Annotated in this window: 14 protein-coding genes; 8 read left to right on the top strand and 6 right to left on the bottom strand. The window is 60.1% G+C overall.

Annotation, left to right across the window (positions count from 1 at the left end; translation table 11 throughout):
• Positions 1-2: 2 nt before the first annotated feature.
• Complete coding sequence (locus AACY49_RS03760; RefSeq protein WP_339521674.1) at positions 3-1,199, bottom strand: efflux RND transporter periplasmic adaptor subunit; 1,197 nt, start codon at positions 1,197-1,199, stop codon at positions 3-5.
• A gap of 114 nt (positions 1,200-1,313) precedes the next feature.
• Between AACY49_RS03760 and baeS the strand changes: the two genes are divergently transcribed.
• Entirely contained in the window at positions 1,314-2,732 is a 1,419-nt protein-coding gene (baeS, locus tag AACY49_RS03755) for a sensor histidine kinase efflux regulator BaeS (protein ID WP_339521673.1), read from the top strand.
• A gap of 3 nt (positions 2,733-2,735) precedes the next feature.
• Entirely contained in the window at positions 2,736-3,419 is a 684-nt protein-coding gene (locus AACY49_RS03750) for a response regulator (RefSeq protein ID WP_339521672.1), read from the top strand.
• A gap of 83 nt (positions 3,420-3,502) precedes the next feature.
• Here the strand turns inward: AACY49_RS03750 and AACY49_RS03745 are convergent, their stop codons facing one another.
• The 4 genes from AACY49_RS03745 to AACY49_RS03730 all read right to left on the bottom strand — a co-directional run bounded on the left by AACY49_RS03745 (position 3,503) and on the right by AACY49_RS03730 (position 8,220).
• Positions 3,503-5,590, bottom strand: coding sequence for a TonB-dependent siderophore receptor (locus AACY49_RS03745; protein WP_445262624.1), 2,088 nt, complete (start codon positions 5,588-5,590; stop codon positions 3,503-3,505).
• A gap of 130 nt (positions 5,591-5,720) precedes the next feature.
• The gene (locus tag AACY49_RS03740) at positions 5,721-6,170 is read right to left on the bottom strand and encodes a hypothetical protein (RefSeq protein ID WP_339521670.1); all 450 of its coding nucleotides are present in this window, start codon (positions 6,168-6,170) and stop codon (positions 5,721-5,723) included.
• 107 nt (positions 6,171-6,277) lie between these two features.
• Complete coding sequence (locus AACY49_RS03735) at positions 6,278-7,540, bottom strand: HAMP domain-containing sensor histidine kinase (protein WP_339521669.1); 1,263 nt, start codon at positions 7,538-7,540, stop codon at positions 6,278-6,280.
• Complete coding sequence (locus AACY49_RS03730; protein WP_339521668.1) at positions 7,537-8,220, bottom strand: response regulator transcription factor; 684 nt, start codon at positions 8,218-8,220, stop codon at positions 7,537-7,539. Before AACY49_RS03730 ends, AACY49_RS03735 begins: the two co-directional genes overlap by 4 nt.
• A gap of 225 nt (positions 8,221-8,445) precedes the next feature.
• On the opposite strand from AACY49_RS03730, the gene bamA reads away from it, so the two are divergent.
• Positions 8,446-10,812 (top strand): outer membrane protein assembly factor BamA, encoded by a 2,367-nt coding sequence (gene bamA, locus AACY49_RS03725; RefSeq protein ID WP_339521667.1) that lies wholly within the window; start codon positions 8,446-8,448, stop codon positions 10,810-10,812.
• A 67-nt stretch (positions 10,813-10,879) separates the two neighbouring features.
• Here bamA and AACY49_RS03720 read toward each other — a convergent pair whose 3' ends face one another.
• A complete protein-coding gene (locus AACY49_RS03720) occupies positions 10,880-12,445 on the bottom strand; it encodes a carbohydrate porin (RefSeq protein WP_339521666.1) in 1,566 nt (521 codons plus the stop codon).
• Positions 12,446-12,613: 168 nt separating this feature from the next.
• Between AACY49_RS03720 and AACY49_RS03715 the strand changes: the two genes are divergently transcribed.
• Genes AACY49_RS03715 through AACY49_RS03695 form a run of 5 tightly spaced genes read left to right on the top strand, consistent with a single transcriptional unit; the run spans position 12,614 to position 18,374 of the window.
• The gene (locus AACY49_RS03715; protein WP_339521665.1) at positions 12,614-13,888 is read left to right on the top strand and encodes an ABC transporter substrate-binding protein; all 1,275 of its coding nucleotides are present in this window, start codon (positions 12,614-12,616) and stop codon (positions 13,886-13,888) included.
• Between the two features lie 21 nt (positions 13,889-13,909).
• Positions 13,910-14,869 carry a carbohydrate ABC transporter permease gene (locus tag AACY49_RS03710; RefSeq protein ID WP_339521664.1) on the top strand — a complete coding sequence of 320 codons (960 nt, stop codon included), beginning with the start codon at positions 13,910-13,912 and terminating at the stop codon, positions 14,867-14,869.
• Positions 14,866-15,708 (top strand): carbohydrate ABC transporter permease, encoded by an 843-nt coding sequence (locus AACY49_RS03705; protein WP_258700357.1) that lies wholly within the window; start codon positions 14,866-14,868, stop codon positions 15,706-15,708. Before AACY49_RS03710 ends, AACY49_RS03705 begins: the two co-directional genes overlap by 4 nt.
• A gap of 27 nt (positions 15,709-15,735) precedes the next feature.
• Entirely contained in the window at positions 15,736-16,875 is a 1,140-nt protein-coding gene (locus AACY49_RS03700) for an ABC transporter ATP-binding protein (RefSeq protein WP_339521663.1), read from the top strand.
• The gene (locus AACY49_RS03695; RefSeq protein ID WP_320394317.1) at positions 16,872-18,374 is read left to right on the top strand and encodes a glycoside hydrolase family 32 protein; all 1,503 of its coding nucleotides are present in this window, start codon (positions 16,872-16,874) and stop codon (positions 18,372-18,374) included. Before AACY49_RS03700 ends, AACY49_RS03695 begins: the two co-directional genes overlap by 4 nt.
• Positions 18,375-18,428 lie beyond the last annotated feature (54 nt).

The raw sequence follows: 18,428 nt of genomic DNA, 5'->3' as shown, positions 1-18,428 counted from the left end.
GCTCAACCCTCCTGCGCAATGGCGGTAGGCGCCGAGTGCAGCGTGCGGCTGCGAGTGCCGGGGTTCTGCGCCAGCACCGGGGCACCGACCCGGACTTTCTGCCCGCCCTCGACAATCACCTGATCACCCGCCGTCAGGCCGGAGGTGACCCACCACTGGTTGCCCACGGCGCGGTCGATGGTCAGCACGCGTTGCTCGACCTTGCCGTTGACCACCAGCAACACCGACGTCACGCCACTGGCGCTGCGAGTCACTGCCTGCTGCGGAATCAGGATGGCCTGATCGTCCCGCGCCTGTTCCAGCACCGCCCGCACATACATGCCCGGCAGCAACAGCCGGTCCGGGTTGGCGATTTCCGCCCGCAGGGTCACGGTGCCGGTGCCCTCATTGACGCTGACCCCGCTGAATTTCAAGCGACCTTCATGGGCGTAGGTGCTGCCGTCGTCGAGCTTGAGACTGATCCGCGCTTCGCCCTCGCCGTTGCTTTGCAGCACGCCGCTGGCCAGGTCGCGCTTGAGGCGCAGCAATTCGGTGGTCGATTGAGTGACGTCAACGTAGATCGGGTCCAACTGCTGCACCGTGGTCAGTGCGCTGTCCTGATTGGCCACCACCAGCGCACCGGGGGTGACCGTCGAGGTTTCGATGCGTCCGCTGACCGGCGAGCTGATGCGGGTATAGGCCAGGTTGATGCGTGCTGTATCCACGCCGGCCTGCGCCACTTGCAGCTCAGCCTCGGCGGTCAGCAGACTGGCCTGGGCATCCTCGTTGTCCTGTTGACTGATGGCATCGATCTTCGCCAACTGTGCATCGCGTTTGGCGGTGGCCTGAGCCGACTTCAACGTGGCGCGAGCCTTGGCCAGAGTCGCCTGCGCTTCAGCCAACGCGGCCTTGTAAGAGGACGCGTCCAGCTGATACAGCGCCTGCCCGGCCTTGACCTCGGCACCTTCGACAAACAGCCGCTGCTGGACGATACCGCCGACCTGCGGGCGAATCTCGGCGACCATGAACGCCTGCGTGCGCCCGGCCAGCTCCGTGGTCAGCGCCTGGCTTTTGGGCTGCACCGTGATCACTGACACTTTGGGCGGTTCGATCACTGGCGCGGATTGGCCCGGGGAACAACCGCTCAACACGAACAGCACGATCACGGAAAATAGAACCGCGGCGGTCACCAGGGATTTGGCGAAAATTTTGGTCGACATAAATGCCTCTGCAAGACGGGATGGAGCAAGTCAGGCGACATACTGCGAGGCAAATGTGCAGGAAAATTGAAGATTGCCCCCGCGAGCTTGAATCTTCGTCGCGTCAGGGCCTAAATGGGCGGGCCATTTACCGACCTGCCCGAGCCCATGAAACTGAGCATTTCCACCAAGCTGTTTATTGCCGTACTGGCCAGCGTGCTGTTTGTCATTTTGAGCATGGGGGTGGCCAACGGCTGGAGCTTTGGCAAAGGTTTTCTCGACTACCTCAACGAACAGGCCCTGGTGCGCATGACGCCGGTGCTGCCGCGCCTGGCCAACGCCTACGAGCGCGAAGGCAGCTGGGAATTCCTGCGCAACCAGCCGGATCGCTGGTTCGAGCTCATGCGTCCAGAACCAGGCGAAAACCCTACCGGCTCACAGCCGCCTATCCTGCCCACGTCCGACCTGACCGGCGCGGTATTTCGCATCGCCCTGCTCGACCAGCAAAAGCAGCTGGTCATGGGTTACTCGGCGATTGCCGACGACGCCCTGATGCGCCCGATCGAGGTCGCCGGAAAAACCGTCGGCTGGCTGGCGGTGACGCCGTTCCAGAACGTGACCGAAGCGGGCGGCGAACGCTTTCGCCTGTACCTGTTGCGCACCAGTCTGGCCGTGGGCGTGTTCTCGTTGCTGCTGGCGATGCTGATCGCCTGGTGGATCGCCCGCACCTTGCTTGACCCGGTCAAGCGAGTGGCCGCGGCCACGCACCGACTGGCCGCAGGCGAATACAGCAACCGGGTGGCAGTGTCCTCCAATGACGAGGTCGGTCAGCTGGCCCGTGACTTCAATCAGCTGGCGTATACGCTGGAGCGCAACGAAAAAATGCGCCGGGAGTTCATGGCCGATGTTTCCCATGAGCTGCGGACCCCACTGTCGGTGTTGCGTGGTGAACTGGAGGCCATCGAGGACGGTGTGCGCACCCTCGATCAATCCTCGATGAAATCGCTGCAAGGCGAAGTCGGCATGCTCAGCAAACTGGTGGATGACCTGTACGAACTGTCCCTGGCCGATGTGGGCGCGCTGACCTACCGCAAGAGCGAATGCGATCTCAACGAGCTGCTGGGCAGTTGCGTGGCAATGTTCCAGGAACGCTGCAATGCCCGGCATCTGCGACTGGAGCTAGAGCTGCCGACACCACCGCCAAGGCTGGAGGCCGACCCCAAGCGCTTGCAACAACTGTTCGGCAATTTGCTGGAAAACGCCGTGCGTTATACCGATGAGGGCGGTGTGCTGCGCATTCGCGCGGCCAGCGATGGCGACGTCGTACGCATCGATTTCCTTGATTCCGGCCCCGGGGTGGAAGCAGATCAGTTGCCACGACTGTTCGAGCGTTTCTACCGCGGCGAAACCTCACGCAACCGCGCCAGTGGTGGCGCCGGTCTGGGGCTGGCCATCTGTCACAGCATCGCCCTGGCCCACGGCGGCAGCCTCAGCGCCGATCACTCGCCTTTGGGTGGCCTTTGGCTGACCCTGCGCCTGCCACGGAACGCCTGAATCATGGTCAACGACAGCCCGATCCTGATCGTCGAAGACGAGCCCAAACTGGCCGCGTTGATGCGCGACTATTTGATCGCCGCCGGCTATACGACCCAGTGCCTGGACAACGGGCTGGAGGTGGTGCCGACGGTACGTGCCCGCGAGCCGCGACTGATCCTGCTCGATCTGATGCTGCCTGGCCGCGATGGTCTGCAAGTGTGCAAGGAACTGCGCAGTTTCAGTGCCGTGCCGATCATCATGATCACCGCCCGCGTCGAGGAAGTGGACCGCCTGCTCGGGCTGGACCTGGGCGCCGACGACTACATCTGCAAACCCTTCAGCCCCCGCGAAGTGGTGGCCCGGGTCAAAGCCATCCTGCGGCGCAGCCCGCAGCTTTTAACGACTGCACCACCGCGTCTACAGATTGACGAAGAGCAGTACCTGGCTTCCCTCGACGGCATCGCGCTGGACCTGACACCGCTGGAACTGCGCCTGCTCAACACCCTCGCCCGCTCTCCGGGACGGGTGTTTTCCAGGGATCAGTTGCTCGACCGGATCTACTCCGATCACCGGGTGGTCACCGATCGCACGGTCGACAGCCACATCCGTAATCTGCGGCGCAAGCTCGAACAGGCCTGCCCGGGGGAGCATCCGATCGAATCGTTGTATGGGGTGGGTTATCGGTTTCAGCTCGCCGACACCTGAAACGTCGTCGAAATTGAGAAGGACCACCGCCCCGTTCCACCAGCTACACCGGCAGAACGGGACAGCACGTCAAGGCAGTGCGATCAGAATGTCACACTGGCGCTGAGGCGTGCCGTGCGCGGCTCGCCGACATTGACCGCCAGTTGGCTGCCGGTGGAGGACGGGTAGTACTGTTTGTCGAACAGGTTGTCGACGTTGAACTGCAGCGAGGTCTTGTACCCGAACATCGGCGACTCCCAACGCACGAACGCATCGGCCACGGTGTAGCTGCTTAGCCAGAAATCGTTGGCGTTGTTCGCGGCCCGCTCGCCGACGTAGCGCGCACCGGCGCCGGTATGCCAGGCTCCGAACTCCGTAGGGACGTTCAGGTGATGCGTGAGGTACAGGCTTGCGGTGTGCTTCGGCGCATCGGCGAGGCGGTGACCTTCGTCATCCGGATCGTCGAGGATTTCCGTGTGGGTGTAAGCGTAGGTGCCGATCAGGTCCCAGCGCTCGGCCACACGCCCGGTGATGTCCAGTTCCAGGCCCTGTGAACCGACCTTGCCTGCGGCTTCCGAGAGGCTGACGCCGCTGACCGTCTGAGTGGTCACGACGTTTTTCTTCTCGATATCGAACAGCGCAAGGTTGATGTTCAGCCCCGGCAGCGGGTCGTATTTCGCGCCGACCTCGTAGCTGCGGCCCTCCTCCGGATCAAAGGTGTGGCCGGCATCGTCGACTTGGGTATTGGGCTTGAACGAACGGCTGTAGTTGCCGTACAGCGACAAGGTATCGGTGGCTTTGTAGACCAGGCCCATAAACGGCACGAAGGCGTCGCCGTTATCGTCGCGGTTGACGGTGTAGCTGCGGCCGCGGCCCTGATCGCTGTACTGATCGTAATGCTGCTGGCGACCACCGAGGACCAGGATCCAACGGTCATCGAGGTGCCAGTTATCCTTGAAGTACACGGAGCTGGAAGTCAGCTGGTTGCTCAAGTCGCTCTGGGTGGCACTGACGAGGCTCGGCTCGGCCAGACGACCATAAACCGGCGACGTGATGTTGAAGCCCGATTGTGCGGTATTGCGGTAGGTTTTGCCGCGGAACTGGTCGGACGCTTCGGTGTCCGCGCCGACCAGCAGGTCATGGCGCTGGCCGAACAGTTCCTGCTGGCCGATGAAATCCCAGCTGGCGTAGCGGGTTTCATCGTCGTAGTGAGCGCCGTTGGCAGCGCGTCGCAGATTGTTGCCGGTCAACGAACTCGGCTGGGCAATCGAGAGGCTGTAGCGGTCGTTGTTCCAGCCGTAGGTGACGCGGGTTTTCCAGTCGTCACTCAGCTGATACTCGAAACGCGCGGTGGCCACTTCACGGATACCGACGCTTTTCGCCCATTTCTCGTCGAGGCGCTTGTCGTAGTCGATGTCCGCCGGATGACCGTTGGTGAACACGGTGCCGCGGTCGAAGGGTTTGGAGTATTCGTTGTACTCATAGCTCAGGGTCAGGCTGGCGCGCTCGCCCGTCCAGGTCAGCGATGGCGCGACCAGGGTGCTCTCATTCACGCCGTAGTTGCGCCAGTAATCCTCATGGCCGCGTTCGGCAATCAGGCGATAGGCCAGGCCCGTATCCCCCAGCGGCCCGGTGGTGTCCACCGCCAGGGTGCCGCCGCCTTCGCTATAGGCCGAGCCGCTCAGGGTTGTGCTCTGGGTGTATTCAGGCTTCTTGCTGATCACGTTGATCAATCCGCCGGGCTCCAGCGCTCCGTACAGCATCGAAGCAGGCCCTTTGAGCACTTCGATACGATCCGTGGTAGCACTGAAGTTGTGCCCCATATTGGAACGCACGCCATCGCGCAGGATCGAGCCGTCATCGTTGGTGCCGAAACCGCGCTTGACCAGCGAGTCCCGAGAATTGCCCAGGGTATTGCCCTGGCTGACGCCGCTGACGAACTTCATGGCGTCGCCCAGCGAGCGCACCTGATAGTCGACCAGGGTCTGTTGAGTGACCACATTGATCGATTGCGCCTCTTCCTTGATCGGCACATTGCTTTTGCTCGCCGTGCTGGCTTGGGAGGTGGTGTAGCTCGTGTCTTGGCTGACGCGGCTTGCCTGAATATCAGTGCTCGGCAGTTCAATGGCTTCCTGTGCCCACAAAGGACTGACAAACATGACGCAGGAGAGTGTTGGCAACGCGTGTTTCATGAAGACTTTGCGGCGGGCAAAGGGGTGGGGTTGGCTCAAGACGTCGCACTCGATGAGTTAGTAGTAATGATTCTCATTGTATGATGCGACGTATTTCCAGTAAATACCCTCCCAACTATTAGCTAACGGGTTATTGATCCGCCGCATAGATGATGGTTTGCGCGCTGTCTGCCGCTGCCGGCTGGCGGGTGAAGTAGGTGTCGCCTTCATCCGTGTGGATCTCGTACTGCGCCTTGCTGGCGACACGACCCGATACATCGGCATGCTTGATGATTTTCAGCACCCGCTGAAACTTCACGCTCAGGGTGCCGTTCTGGGCAGGCCCGGTGAGCACATTGACCGTTTGAAACCAGCCTTCATTCTTTTTGTTCGACACAAGGGTGCCCGTCAGCGCCTCAAAACGCTCCAGACGGGTAAAGCCCCAGAGTGTCTGTTCCTCGACCGTTTTGCCTTTCGCGGTGGAGCCCGTAAACACAAACAGGTTGATGGCCGGATTGTCTTCGCAAAAGAAGTCGTAGGGCACCAGCCCGTCGACCATTTTCTTGCCGGAAACGAAGCCCTTTTTATGAACCAGAAACATGACCACCTCCACGCTAAAACATCAGCAAACGCTGAGTAAGTTTGAGCGGGAAGTCTACTGAGGCGAGGCGTACAGAGCCGTCAAGCCAATGTAATATCGTGTAAAGATCACGCCTGACGGGGCAAGCTGATTTCCACGGTCAGCCCAGCGGACGGCTCGTTGCGCGCCACGATCGTGCCGCCGTGCATTTCCACGGCCCTTGAGGCAATCGCCAGGCCCAGGCCGAAACCGGCACTGGCCTCGTTCAGGCCGCGCTCGAAGGGGTGGAAGATGCTCTGCAGCCGCTCGCTTTCAACACCCGGCCCCTGATCGGTGATCCGTACTGTCAGGCAGTCTGCTTCGAGATTGACCTCAGCCGACACAACAACCGCTGTCATCGGCCTGGTATGGCGTACCGCGTTGCGAATGACGTTTTCGAAACACCGATACAGCAACTCGCCGCTGACCCGGCTGACAAAGGCCGGGCACGCCTGCAGACTGACCCGGCAACCTTTCATTCCCGCCTCGAACTGAGCGTCCTCGACGATCATCGCCAGCCACTCGATGATATCAAGTGGCTCGCGCTCGATACTCTCGGGCCGGCCCTGCATGCGTGCCAGGGTCAATAACGCCTCGATCAGCGTATCCATGCGCACCGATTCGCGCTGGATGCGCTCGACCATTTCCTGTCGGGCCGGATCCTGCTGCAACAGCCCGATGGCCGCTTGCATGCGCGTCAGCGGTGAGCGCAGTTCGTGAGAGATGTCGTGCAACAAGTCTTGCTGGGCCTCCACCAGCAGTTTCAACTGGTTGGCCATCCGGTCGCAGTCCTCGGCCAGATCGACGATTTCATCGCGGCGCCCGCCCATCATCGGCTTGACCCGGGTTTCGAAGCGCCCTTGGGCCACGTCACTCATCGCCCGCCTGAGATAGGCCAACGGCCACGCCAGGTAATACGCCATATACCCGCTGAACAGCGCACTCATCACCGTGCCAATGATCAGCGGAATCGAACGCCCCGGCCCTCGGTCACCTTCTTTGCCAAGGGACTGTGAGGATCTGAGCGACAGGGTCAGACCGTCCTTGCTGATGACCGATCGTTCAAAGGCCGGCTGCGGAACCGGCGACCCAGCCACCCGTTGACCGGCACTGTCATAGACACCAATGGTTTCGTCACCGGGGTGCCGCCACACTGCCAGAAATTGCCTTCCCGACTCGACGCCAAACTGTCGCAGCAACTGTTCCTCGCTGGTCAGGATGGCCTCCAGGTGAGGATCGCCAGGCCCGTGATTGCCCAGCACCAGAATGCCCAACCCGACCAGAAACGTCAGGCTGGTGGCGAGCCAAAACGCCAGGAACAGTTTCCAGAACAACCGGCTGGGTTTCATCATTCGGCGATCAACAGGTAGCCGAGGCCACGCACGCTCTGAATCCAGGCCTTGGCGTCGGGGCGTGGGCCCAGCTTCTGGCGAATGCTGCTGATGTGCACGTCGATGCGCCGGTCGTAGCGGGTCAAGGGACAGCCCAAGGCATTGAGCGACAGATCCTGCTTGCTCACCACCTGCCCGGCACAGCGGGCCAGTTCTTCAAGCAAGCTGAACTCGGTACTGGTCACTCCCAGCTCACGCCCCTGCCACAGGGCCTGGCGCTTGCCGGGCCACAAGACCAGCGGGCCGGTCCTGATCACTTCGGTGGTGGGCTGATCCGCCGGCTGCACCCGGCGCATGATTGCCCGCAAACGCGCCACCAGTTCCCCTGGCGAGCTGGGCTTGGGCACATAGTCATCGGCGCCCAGTTCCAGGCCGGTGATCTTGTCGATGTTGTCGCCACGGGCCGTGAGCAACACCACCGGTACCTGGCTGACGGCACGAATGCGCCTGAGCACTTCGATACCCGACAGCCGCGGCAGCATCACGTCGAGCACCACAATGCTGTAGCGCCCGGACAGCGCTTGAATCTCGCCCTCCTCGCCCGTGTGCACGGTCGTCGCCTCGAAGCCTTCACGCTCCAGGTATTGGCTGAGCATTCCAGTCAGTTCCTGGTCATCGTCGACTAGCAATACGCAGATCATTGGCGGGCTCTTGAGTGGGGGCCCGCGCATTATCGCCCTTGCACCGCACAGCGTCATCGCCCCCGGTCAACCTTTACCTAACTTGACACTTGGTTAACCGCACCAAACGCACCGAGCTTTTATGCTTCACCTCCACCAGCCTGCTCGCTTCGCGGTAACTCGTCTTGCTGTGAGATATCCGCGCCCGCCTACGCTGCTTGTCGATGTGTTCTGGATAAGATCTTGATGAATTTTTCGCGCCTGCTCTGCTCGGCTGCACTGCTGCTCAATGCCACTCTTGCGCACGCCCAAGGCTTCAAAATTTCCGATATTCGCATTAACGGCCTGCAGCGGGTTTCCGCCGGCAGCGTGTTCGGTGCCTTGCCGTTGAACGTCGGCGATGAAGCGGACGATCGCCGCTTGGTGGAATCCACCCGTGCATTGTTCAAGACCGGTTTCTTTCAGGATATCCAACTGGGGCACGACGGAGATGTCCTGATTATCACGGTGGTCGAGCGTCCGTCGGTCGCCAGTATCGAGATCGAAGGCAACAAGGCGATCTCCACCGAAGACCTGATGAAGGGCCTCAAACAATCCGGCCTGGCCGAAGGCGAGATCTTCCAGCGCGCCACCCTCGAAGGGGTGCGTAACGAACTGCTGCGCCAATATGTCGCTCAGGGCCGCTACTCGGCGTCGGTCGATGCCGAGGTAATCCCGCAACCGCGCAACCGTGTGGGCCTGAAAATCAAGATCGACGAAGGCTCTGTCGCGGCGATTCAGCACATCAACGTGGTGGGTAATACTGTCTTTCCTGATGAAGACGTCATCGATCAATTCACCCTCAAGACCAGCAACTGGCTGTCGTTCTTCAAGAACGATGACAAGTACGCTCGCGAGAAACTCTCCGGCGACCTGGAGCGCCTGCGCTCCTATTACCTGGATCGCGGCTATATCAACATGGATATCACCTCGACCCAGGTGTCGATCACCCCGGACAAGAAACACGTCTACATCACCGTCAACATCAACGAAGGCGCAAAGTACACCGTTCGTGACGTCAAGCTCGGCGGCGACCTGAAAGTGCCTGAAGACCAGGTCAGATCCCTGCTGCTGGTTCAGAAAGGCCAGGTGTTCTCGCGCAAACTGATGACCACCAGTTCGGACTTGATCACCCGTCGCCTGGGTAACGAGGGTTACACGTTTACCAATGTCAACGCGGTGCCGACCCCGAACAATGACGACCACACGGTCGATATCACCTTCGTGGTCGACCCGGGCAAGCGTGCCTACATCAACCGCATCAACTTCCGTGGCAACACCAAGACCGACGATAAAGTGCTGCGCCGTGAAATGCGTCAGATGGAAGGCGGCTGGGCGTCGACCTACCTGATCGATCAATCCAAGGCGCGCCTGGAACGTCTGGGCTTCTTCAAGGAAGTCAACGTCGAGACGCCGGCCGTGGCGGGTGTCGACGACCAGGTTGACGTGAACTACAGCGTCGAAGAGCAGGCCTCCGGTTCGATTACCGCCAGCGTCGGTTTCTCCCAGAGCGCCGGCCTGATCCTCGGGGGTTCGATCACTCAGAACAACTTTCTGGGCACCGGCAACTACGCCAGCCTGGGCCTGACCCGCTCGGAATACCAAAGCAAGTACAACTTCGGTTTTACCAACCCCTACTTCACGCCGGACGGGGTGAGCCTGGGCTACAACCTGTTCTACAACGCCACCGACTACAGCGACTACTACGATGACGGGGTTTCGTACTATTCCATCAACAGTTATGGCGCCGGCACCACACTCGGCTACCCGATCAATGAAACCTCACGGCTGAGTTTCGGCCTGACCGTGCAACATGACAGCATCGAGCCAGGCACCTACAGCGCCGACGAGATCTACGATTTCATCGACCGCGAGGGCAAGGAGTTCAACAACTTCAAGGCCAACCTCGGCTGGTCGGAATCGACCCTGAACAAGGGCGTGCTGGCCACTCGCGGGCATTCGCAGAACCTCAACCTGATGGTGACGGTGCCTGGCAGTGACCTGAGTTTCTACAAGATCGATTACACCGGGCAGACGTACCTGCCAGTCAGCGACGCCACTTCGCTGCGTTTCCACACCAAGCTCGGCTATGGCAACAGCTACGGCTCAACCGATGGCCTGCCCTTCTATGAAAACTACACCGCCGGTGGCGAGGGTTCGGTGCGTGGCTTTGAAAGCGGCACCCTCGGCCCGCGCAACACCCCGGCCACCGGCACGTATGCCAGTGCCGGCCAGGCGTATTACTCCGATCGGGACACCGATGCATTGGGCGGCAACATCCTTATCACCGGCGGGGTGGAGTACCTGTTCCCGATGCCCTTCATCAAAGACAACAAATCCCTGCGCACCTCGGTGTTCTGGGATGTCGGCAGCGTCTACTCCAACAAGTGCTACCTGAGTACCACCCAGGGTTGCGACGGTGTCGACCTCGGCCAGTTAGCCAGTTCCGTCGGGGTCGGCGTCACGTGGTACAGCCCCATGGGGCCCTTGAGTTTCAACCTGGCGTTTCCGGTCAAAAAGCCCGAAGACGCCGACACCCAAGTGTTCCAATTCTCCATGGGGCAGACCTTTTGAGCCTCGGCGGAACAGCCATCAGGCGGCCTGGGTTACGGCACGCAGCCTGTCGCCGATAACGCGGAGATCAAAACCAGGTTTCCATCTGTATGCCGTACTGCCATACACCACCGGCGTTGAAGTCCGACTTGCCGAAGTTATCAGAGGTGCTGTATCGGTCCAGGTCCGAAGACCAGTTCATGAGGCTCGCGAACACTCGCAATTCGGGACGTGTGAGCAGGTCTCCAACGTCGGGTTTGAATGTCGGGGCGATGGTGAACTTCCAGAAGTTACCGTCGACCGCATTACGTTGCAGGTAGCCTTTTGGGTCGAGGTTCATGGTTTGCCAGCTCATTTCGTAGGCCATCTCGAAATTGCTGTTGATTTCATTGGCCAACCGCACGTTCAGGGTCATCCAGCGGTAATCGTCACCCTTGACGTATCTGTCCTTGCTTTGTTCGGCCAGCAAGCTTGGGCCGATGCGCCAGCCCGGTGCAATGGGCGTCTCGCCGTAAAGGGCCAGACGCAGCGCGCGGGCGTCGTCGATCAGCTCGCCATCCGAGCCGATGTTCTTGACCTCTGCCCCCAGACCTTGCCCGTAGAGCAGTGCCGTTTTGAAGAAGCCTTCCCTGCCGAAAAAGTTTTTCTGGTGATTGGCCAGCATGCTGTGCAAGCCGGAATCCGCAGGCGTCAGGCCCGCTTCATTGGTGCGAGTGCCAAAGTCGTTTTTCTTCGAACCGATGCCATTGAACATCCACTGCCACTGACCATTATCGAAGAACTGGTTGGAGGTCAGGATGTAGCTTTCCACATCGGCATTGACACCGCCCTCACTGAAGTCCCCGTAGTTACGCCCGATCAGGGAGTAGTTCGAGCGCCAGTTCTTGTTCATTTGCACATCGTAGATACCACCTCCCGTACCCGCCAGGAAGACGATGTCCGAGTCCAGCCAGTGGATATCGAAGTTATCTCTATCGAATCGCTTGCCTGCCCACAGGGTGGAGTTTTCGAACGCTGAGTTGCCCTTGAAAGCGGCCAGATGATCGAGTTCGGTAAATACCTGACGCACGTTCAAATTGCTTTCGTCGGCCGTCCAGTCATTGGAACTTTCCACGCCGTCGGCGATGGAAACCGTAAATTTGGAATGGGTGCCGTTCTGCGCATAGGCTTCTTTCGACAAGTCGATGCGCATGTAGGTGTCGTCTTCGTTACCGAGTCGCCCGACGGCGCCACCGACTGAACCGGCCGGGGTTGTGTAAGGGCCGCCACGCCCACCACCCAGCCCATCGTTGATCAGCAATCCGGAGCGAGCGTAACCCTTGAAGCTGAACCCGTCGGTGAGGTGTCCTGTACTGCCCTCTTTCTCCATGCTTTGCTGACGGGCTTCGAGTTTTGCCAGCCGGGTATCCAAAGTGGGCGCCACATTGGCTGCCGCAGTGGACGCGGCGGGCTGCAAGGCGGGAGTGGTGAGTTTGATCTGCTGCAATTCCCTGGCGAGCGCCTGGGTTTGCTGTTCGGCGGCGGCCGCACGCTTTTCCGCGGCACTGGCACGGGCTTCAAATGCAGCCATGCGCTCTTCCAGAGTCGCGGCCTGAGAGTTCACCGCCGAGGTGCCGAGTACACCTGCGAGTAGCCAGCTTGATGCTTTCTGCATGGGGATTTCCTGTTTTGTTTTTATTGTTTTGTCCTGCGAGCGAGCTTTTTTCCGTGAGTTGTGAATTGTGCAAATCAACAAAAAAAAGGGATGCCTCATGGCAATTTCGCTGCTACATTTGACGATGTTAACGTTAACTTCTCTTAAAACAAAAATAAAGAGGGCTTTATGAAACAGCTGAAATCTCTCCTTCCAGCAGCACTGCTTACCCTCTGTGCCGGGCTTCCATCTCTCTCGAGCGCAGCCGATCTGACGATCTCCTGCGGTGCGGTGGGTGCGGAATTACAACTCTGCAAGGAGGCTGTCGAGGCGTGGTCGAAACAGACAGGCAATAACGTTGAGGTGGTTTCCACGCCTAACTCGGCGACCGAGAGGTTGTCGTTCTACCAACAGATCCTCAGTGCGCAGTCCAGCGACATCGACATCATTCAAATCGATATGGTGTGGCCGGGAATGCTGGCCAAACACCTGATGGATCTGCGCGAGGTGCTTCCCGCCAACGCGACCCAGGGCTACTTCCAGGCACAAGTGGATAACGCCACGGTGAACGGGCGGTTGGTGACGATGCCGTGGTTCACCGACTCGGGCCTGCTGTATTACCGCAAGGATTTGCTCGAGAAGTACAACCAACAGGTTCCCCAGACATGGGAGGAAATGACCGCTACCGCCAGGAATATTCAAACGGCCGAGCGCGCTGCCGGGAACCCCAACGCCTGGGGCTACATCTTTCAGGGGCGCGCCTACGAGGGCCTGACGTGTAATGCGCTGGAGTGGATCAGCAGCCAACCGCAAGGCGGGTTGGTCAATCCACAAGGCGACATCGTGGTCAACAGCCAGGCCTCGCGAACGGCGCTGACCCTGGCGAAAAGCTGGGTAGGAGACATCTCCCCGCGTGGCGTGCTCAATTACACCGAGGAAGAAGGCCGTGGCGTATTCCAGTCGGGAAATGCGCTGTTCATGCGTAACTGGCCGTATGTCTGGGCCTTGGTACAAAGCCAGGACAGTGCGGTAAAAGACAAGGTCGGGGTCGCTCCCCTGCCCCGTGGCGGCGAGACCGGCAGCCATGCCTCCACCCTCGGTGGCTGGGGTCTGGCGGTATCGCGTTACAGCGCCCATCCAAAACTTGCCGCCGAGCTGGTGAGCTACCTGACCAGTGCCCAGGAGCAAAAACGCCGTGCCCTGATAGGCGCCTATAACCCGGTGATCGAGTCGCTGTATCAAGACCCCGAATTGCTCGCGGCCATGCCTTATTACGCTCAACTGCACAGCATTCTCAACGATGGGGTCATGCGCCCCGCCTCAATCACTGCCGATCGCTATCCACGGGTCTCCAATGCGTTCTTCGATCGAGTGCATGGCGTGCTGGCGGGCGAGTTGCCTGTCGATCAGGCGCTGGCCGAGCTGGAAAGCGAACTCACACGCATCAAACGCCGGAACTGGTAAGCCACAAGGAAGGAAATCACCATGTCTGTCTCTACTACTGCCCCCTATGACGAGCCCCTGCTCATCAGGGAAACGCCCGTACAACGACGCCGGGTACGCGCCGCCTGGCTGTTTCTGACACCGATGCTGTTGTGTCTGGCCCTGGTGGCAGCCTGGCCGCTACTGCGCACATTCTGGTTCAGCCTGACCGACGCCAGTCTGTCGGACACCGGTGGCGGAACCTTCATAGGTTTGAGCAATTATCTGTTCCACAACGGCTCCAGCTGGTCGGGCATCCTGGTCGATCCTCAGTGGTGGAACTCGGTGCGCAACACCTTGCATTTCACCGTGGTGTCGGTGGGACTGGAAGTTGTACTGGGACTGTTGGTGGCGTTGCTGCTCAACATCAAGTTCACCGGCCGTTCTCTGGTGCGGGCGATGATTCTGATTCCCTGGGCGATTCCGACCATTGTCTCGGCAAAGATCTGGTCATGGATGCTCAACGACCAGTTCGGCATCATCAATCACATGATGCTGAGCCTCGGCCTGATTGACGCACCCCTGGCCTGGACGGCCGATGCGGACCTGTCGATGTGGGCAGTGATCCTCGTCGACGTCTGGAAGACCGTGCCGTTTGTCACGCTGCTGATGCTGGCGGCCCTGCAGATGTTGCCGAGCGATTGCTACGAAGCCGCGAGGGTCGATGGCATTCATCCGCTGAAAGTCTTCTGGCGTGTCACCCTTCCCCTATTGATGCCTGCACTGCTGGTGGCGGCGATCTTCCGCATCCTCGACTCGCTGCGGGTATTCGACGTGATCTATGTGCTGACCTCGAACTCGTCGAGCACCATGAGCATGTCGGTGTATGCCCGCCAACACCTGGTGGAGTTCCAGGACGTCGGTTACGGCAGCGCGGCCTCGACCCTGCTGTTTCTGGTCGTTGCGGTGATCGCCATGCTTTATCTCTACCTCGGACGCCGTCAACTGGAGGTCCGGTCATGAACCTGCGCCTACTGAAAAAAGCACTGTTGCGCCTCGGGTTCTGGTGCCTGATCGGGGTGTTGCTGCTGTATGCGGTTTTCCCTTTCTACTACGCCATCGTCACGTCGCTGAAGCCGTCCAGCGCCTTGTTCGAGGTGAGCTACTGGATCAAAAATCCCGACTTCTCCAATTACGCGGCGGTGCTCAACCAAGCCTCATTCCTGCGGGCTATCGGTAATTCACTGGTGGTCGCGCTTAGCGTGGTGACACTGGCGCTGTTCCTCAGTCTGACCGCCGCCTATGCCTTGGGCCGGGTGAAGTTTCGTGGGCGCGGCACGGTCTTGATGATGGTCCTTGGCGTGTCGATGTTTCCGCAGGTCGCGGTGCTGTCGGGGCTGTTCGAGGTGATCCGCGCCCTGGGCTTGTACAACACCTCCTGGGCGTTGATCCTGAGCTACACGATTTTCACCCTGCCCTTCACCGTCTGGGTGCTGACCACGTTCATGGGGCAATTGCCTCATGAACTGGAAGAAGCGGCAATCATGGATGGCGCGTCCCCATGGGTCACGCTGACCCGCGTGCTGTTGCCGCTGCTCTGGCCTGCCCTGGTCACCACTGGCTTATTGGCCTTCATCGCGGCGTGGAACGAGTTCCTGTTTGCCCTGACCTTCACCCTCACCGACACCCAACGCACGGTGCCGGTAGCCATTGCCTTGATTTCCGGCGGGAGCCCCCATGAGCTGCCTTGGGGGCTGTTGATGGCCGCCTCGGTGCTGGTCACCGTCCCGCTGGTGATTCTGGTGCTGATCTTCCAGCGCCGAATCGTTTCCGGTCTCACTGCCGGCGCGTTAAAGGGTTGATGCCCGACAACTACAAGGAACAGCATCGTGATCAAGTTGAAACTGGATAAAGTGAACAAACAATTGGGCGGCGCGCGGATTCTGCGTGACGTCAACCTGGAGATTGCGGCGGGTGAATTCGTAGTGTTCGTTGGCCCTTCGGGCTGCGGAAAATCAACCCTGCTGCGACTGATCGCCGGACTGGATTCGATCTGCGACGGCGACCTGCTGATCGACGGGCGCCGGGTCAACGACCTGGAACCGCGCGAGCGTGGCGTCGGCATGGTGTTTCAGTCTTATGCGCTTTACCCGCACATGAGCGTCTACGACAACATCAGCTTTGGCCTCAAACTGGCCAAGACCGAAAAGACCAGCCTGCGCGAGCGAGTGCTGAAAACCGCGCAAATCCTGCAATTGGACAAACTGCTGCAACGCAAGCCAAAGGAATTGTCCGGTGGGCAACGTCAGCGTGTGGCCATGGGCAGAGCCATGGCGCGAGAGCCGGACATTTTGTTGTTCGATGAGCCGCTCTCCAACCTGGACGCGTCCTTGCGGGTGCAGATGCGCAACGAAATCGCCCGGCTGCATGATCGACTGGGCTCGACCATGATCTACGTCACCCACGATCAAGTGGAAGCGATGACCCTGGCCGACAAAATTGTCGTGCTCAATGGCGGTCGCGTCGAGCAGGTCGGCTCACCGCGCGAACTCTATGAGCGCCCGGCCAGCCGCTTTGTCGCCGGTTTTCTGGGTTCGCCGAGAATGAACTTCCTGCAGGCGCGCCTGCAGGCGCCAGGCGAAACCAGTCTGGTCGATAGCCTCGTATTGGGTATGACGTCTCTGCCCTTCGACAGTTCGAACCTGGCGGCGGGCACCTCGCTGAGCCTGGGGATTCGCCCGGAGCACGTGTCGCTCAAGCCGGCGCAGGGCGCCGGCATCGTCGTGACCGGAGTCGAATATCTGGGCAGCGAAACCTATGTGCACCTCGAGACAGGTCAGGACGAGCCACTGATCTGTCGTTGTGAGGTCAACGCCGGATGGCAGGCGGGCGATCGGGTCGAGCTGCAGCTGGACATCGACAACCTGCACCTGTTCGACGCCGACGGCACGGCCTTGAGGCGTCACCCACACACCGAAACCGTGCCCGATGGCGTCTCTCTGCGCTCGGTACGAGTACACGCCCTATGACCTTGCCTTTGAATACCATGAGCGATCCAATGTCTTCTTCCCTTGACCTGGCGCAGCGTGCGCTGAGTGATGGCCTGTCTCGCGTCGTCCACGATTACCGACCCGGTTATCACCTTGCCCCCCCGGCAGGCTGGATGAATGACCCTAACGGGGTGGTGTACTTTCGCGGCGAATATCACGTTTTCTATCAACACCACCCCTTCGAAGCGAAGTGGGGCCCGATGTATTGGGGGCATGCCAAGAGTGCCGATCTGGTCCATTGGCAGCATCTGCCGATTGCGCTGGCGCCTGGCGATGACTTCGACCGTGACGGCTGTTTTTCCGGTAGCGCGGTGGTGTGTGGGGATACCCTGGCACTGATCTACACCGGGCACACCTGGCTGGGGGATGTGGGCGACGAGCGCTCGATCCGTCAAGTCCAGTGCCTGGCGACCAGTACCGACGGCATCCGGTTCGTCAAGCATGGCGCCGTCATCGAGACCGCGCCGCAAGACACGATCATGCACTTTCGTGACCCCAAGGTATGGAAGGAAGATGACCACTGGTATCTGATTGCAGGGGCACGTCTGGGCGATGTGCCGCTGCTCCCGCTGTACCGCTCCACGGATCTGCATACCTGGGAGTTTCTCGACTATGTGTCCAGCGGCAGTGAGGGCGATGGCTATATGTGGGAGTGCCCGGATCTGTTCCGACTGAACGGACGCGATGTGCTGCTGTACTCCCCCCAGGGCATGCAACCCAAGGGTTACGAACGGCTCAACAAGTACCAGACAGGTTACAGAGTGGGCCGACTCGACAGTGAATGGCATTTCACGGGCGGGCCTTTTATCGAGCTGGATAACGGCCACGATTTCTATGCCGCGCAAACACTGCTGGCCGCCGATGGTCGGCGCCTTGTCTGGGCGTGGCTCGACATGTGGGAAAGCCCGATGCCGAGCCAGGCCCATCACTGGTGCGGCATGCTCGGATTGCCGCGTGAACTTGAACTGCACGCAGACCGCCTTTGCGTGTACCCGGCACGTGAACTCACCGCTCTGCGCAAGGCGTCAATGCCGAGCACACCCTGGTGGGATGAGGCGGGAGCCTGGCGGGTGCCGCAAGTGAAGGGCGATATGCTCGAAATCCATGTGAGTCTGGATTTGCTCGACTACGTCGACGGGCATCTGGGAATCGCCTTGCGCTGCAGCGACGATGGCCATGAAGAAACCCTGCTCTACTACGATGCGTCGCTGCAGCGCCTGGTACTTGATCGCAGCCGCTCGGGTGCGCAAGTCGCAGGTCAGCGCAGCGTGTCGATAGCCCCGACACTGGAGCGACTGGAACTGCGTGTATTTCTTGATCGCTCATCCATCGAGGTGTTCGACGAAAACGGATGCTTCAGCCTCAGCAGTCGCCTCTATCCCCGTCCCGACAGTCTGGGGGTGAAGCTTCTTGCCTGCGGGAGTGGCGGGCGCGTCTCCATTCGCCGGGCATGGTCGCTCGCCTCGGGATGGCTGTGAGTTGCGCATTCGAGTCGCGAAAAGCCCGGACCCTGTGTCATGATTCTTCGTCAA

The organism is Pseudomonas sp. EL_65y_Pfl2_R96 (genome assembly GCF_963970905.1).
Lineage (GTDB): Bacteria > Pseudomonadota > Gammaproteobacteria > Pseudomonadales > Pseudomonadaceae > Aquipseudomonas.
The sequence above is the reverse complement of the archived record's forward strand: the minus strand, read 5'-3'. Positions and strand labels throughout refer to the sequence as shown.

Coding starts and splice junctions, on each gene's coding strand:
- AACY49_RS03760 (WP_339521674.1), bottom strand. CDS start 1,199: ATGTCGACCAAAATTTTCGCCAAATCCCTGGTGACCGCCGCGGTTCTA.
- AACY49_RS03695 (WP_320394317.1), top strand. CDS start 16,872: ATGACCTTGCCTTTGAATACCATGAGCGATCCAATGTCTTCTTCCCTT.
- AACY49_RS03720 (WP_339521666.1), bottom strand. CDS start 12,445: ATGCAGAAAGCATCAAGCTGGCTACTCGCAGGTGTACTCGGCACCTCG.
- baeS (WP_339521673.1), top strand. CDS start 1,314: ATGGGCGGGCCATTTACCGACCTGCCCGAGCCCATGAAACTGAGCATT.
- AACY49_RS03740 (WP_339521670.1), bottom strand. CDS start 6,170: ATGTTTCTGGTTCATAAAAAGGGCTTCGTTTCCGGCAAGAAAATGGTC.
- AACY49_RS03730 (WP_339521668.1), bottom strand. CDS start 8,220: ATGATCTGCGTATTGCTAGTCGACGATGACCAGGAACTGACTGGAATG.
- AACY49_RS03745 (WP_445262624.1), bottom strand. CDS start 5,590: ATGAAACACGCGTTGCCAACACTCTCCTGCGTCATGTTTGTCAGTCCT.
- AACY49_RS03715 (WP_339521665.1), top strand. CDS start 12,614: ATGAAACAGCTGAAATCTCTCCTTCCAGCAGCACTGCTTACCCTCTGT.
- AACY49_RS03705 (WP_258700357.1), top strand. CDS start 14,866: ATGAACCTGCGCCTACTGAAAAAAGCACTGTTGCGCCTCGGGTTCTGG.
- bamA (WP_339521667.1), top strand. CDS start 8,446: ATGAATTTTTCGCGCCTGCTCTGCTCGGCTGCACTGCTGCTCAATGCC.
- AACY49_RS03735 (WP_339521669.1), bottom strand. CDS start 7,540: ATGATGAAACCCAGCCGGTTGTTCTGGAAACTGTTCCTGGCGTTTTGG.
- AACY49_RS03750 (WP_339521672.1), top strand. CDS start 2,736: ATGGTCAACGACAGCCCGATCCTGATCGTCGAAGACGAGCCCAAACTG.
- AACY49_RS03710 (WP_339521664.1), top strand. CDS start 13,910: ATGTCTGTCTCTACTACTGCCCCCTATGACGAGCCCCTGCTCATCAGG.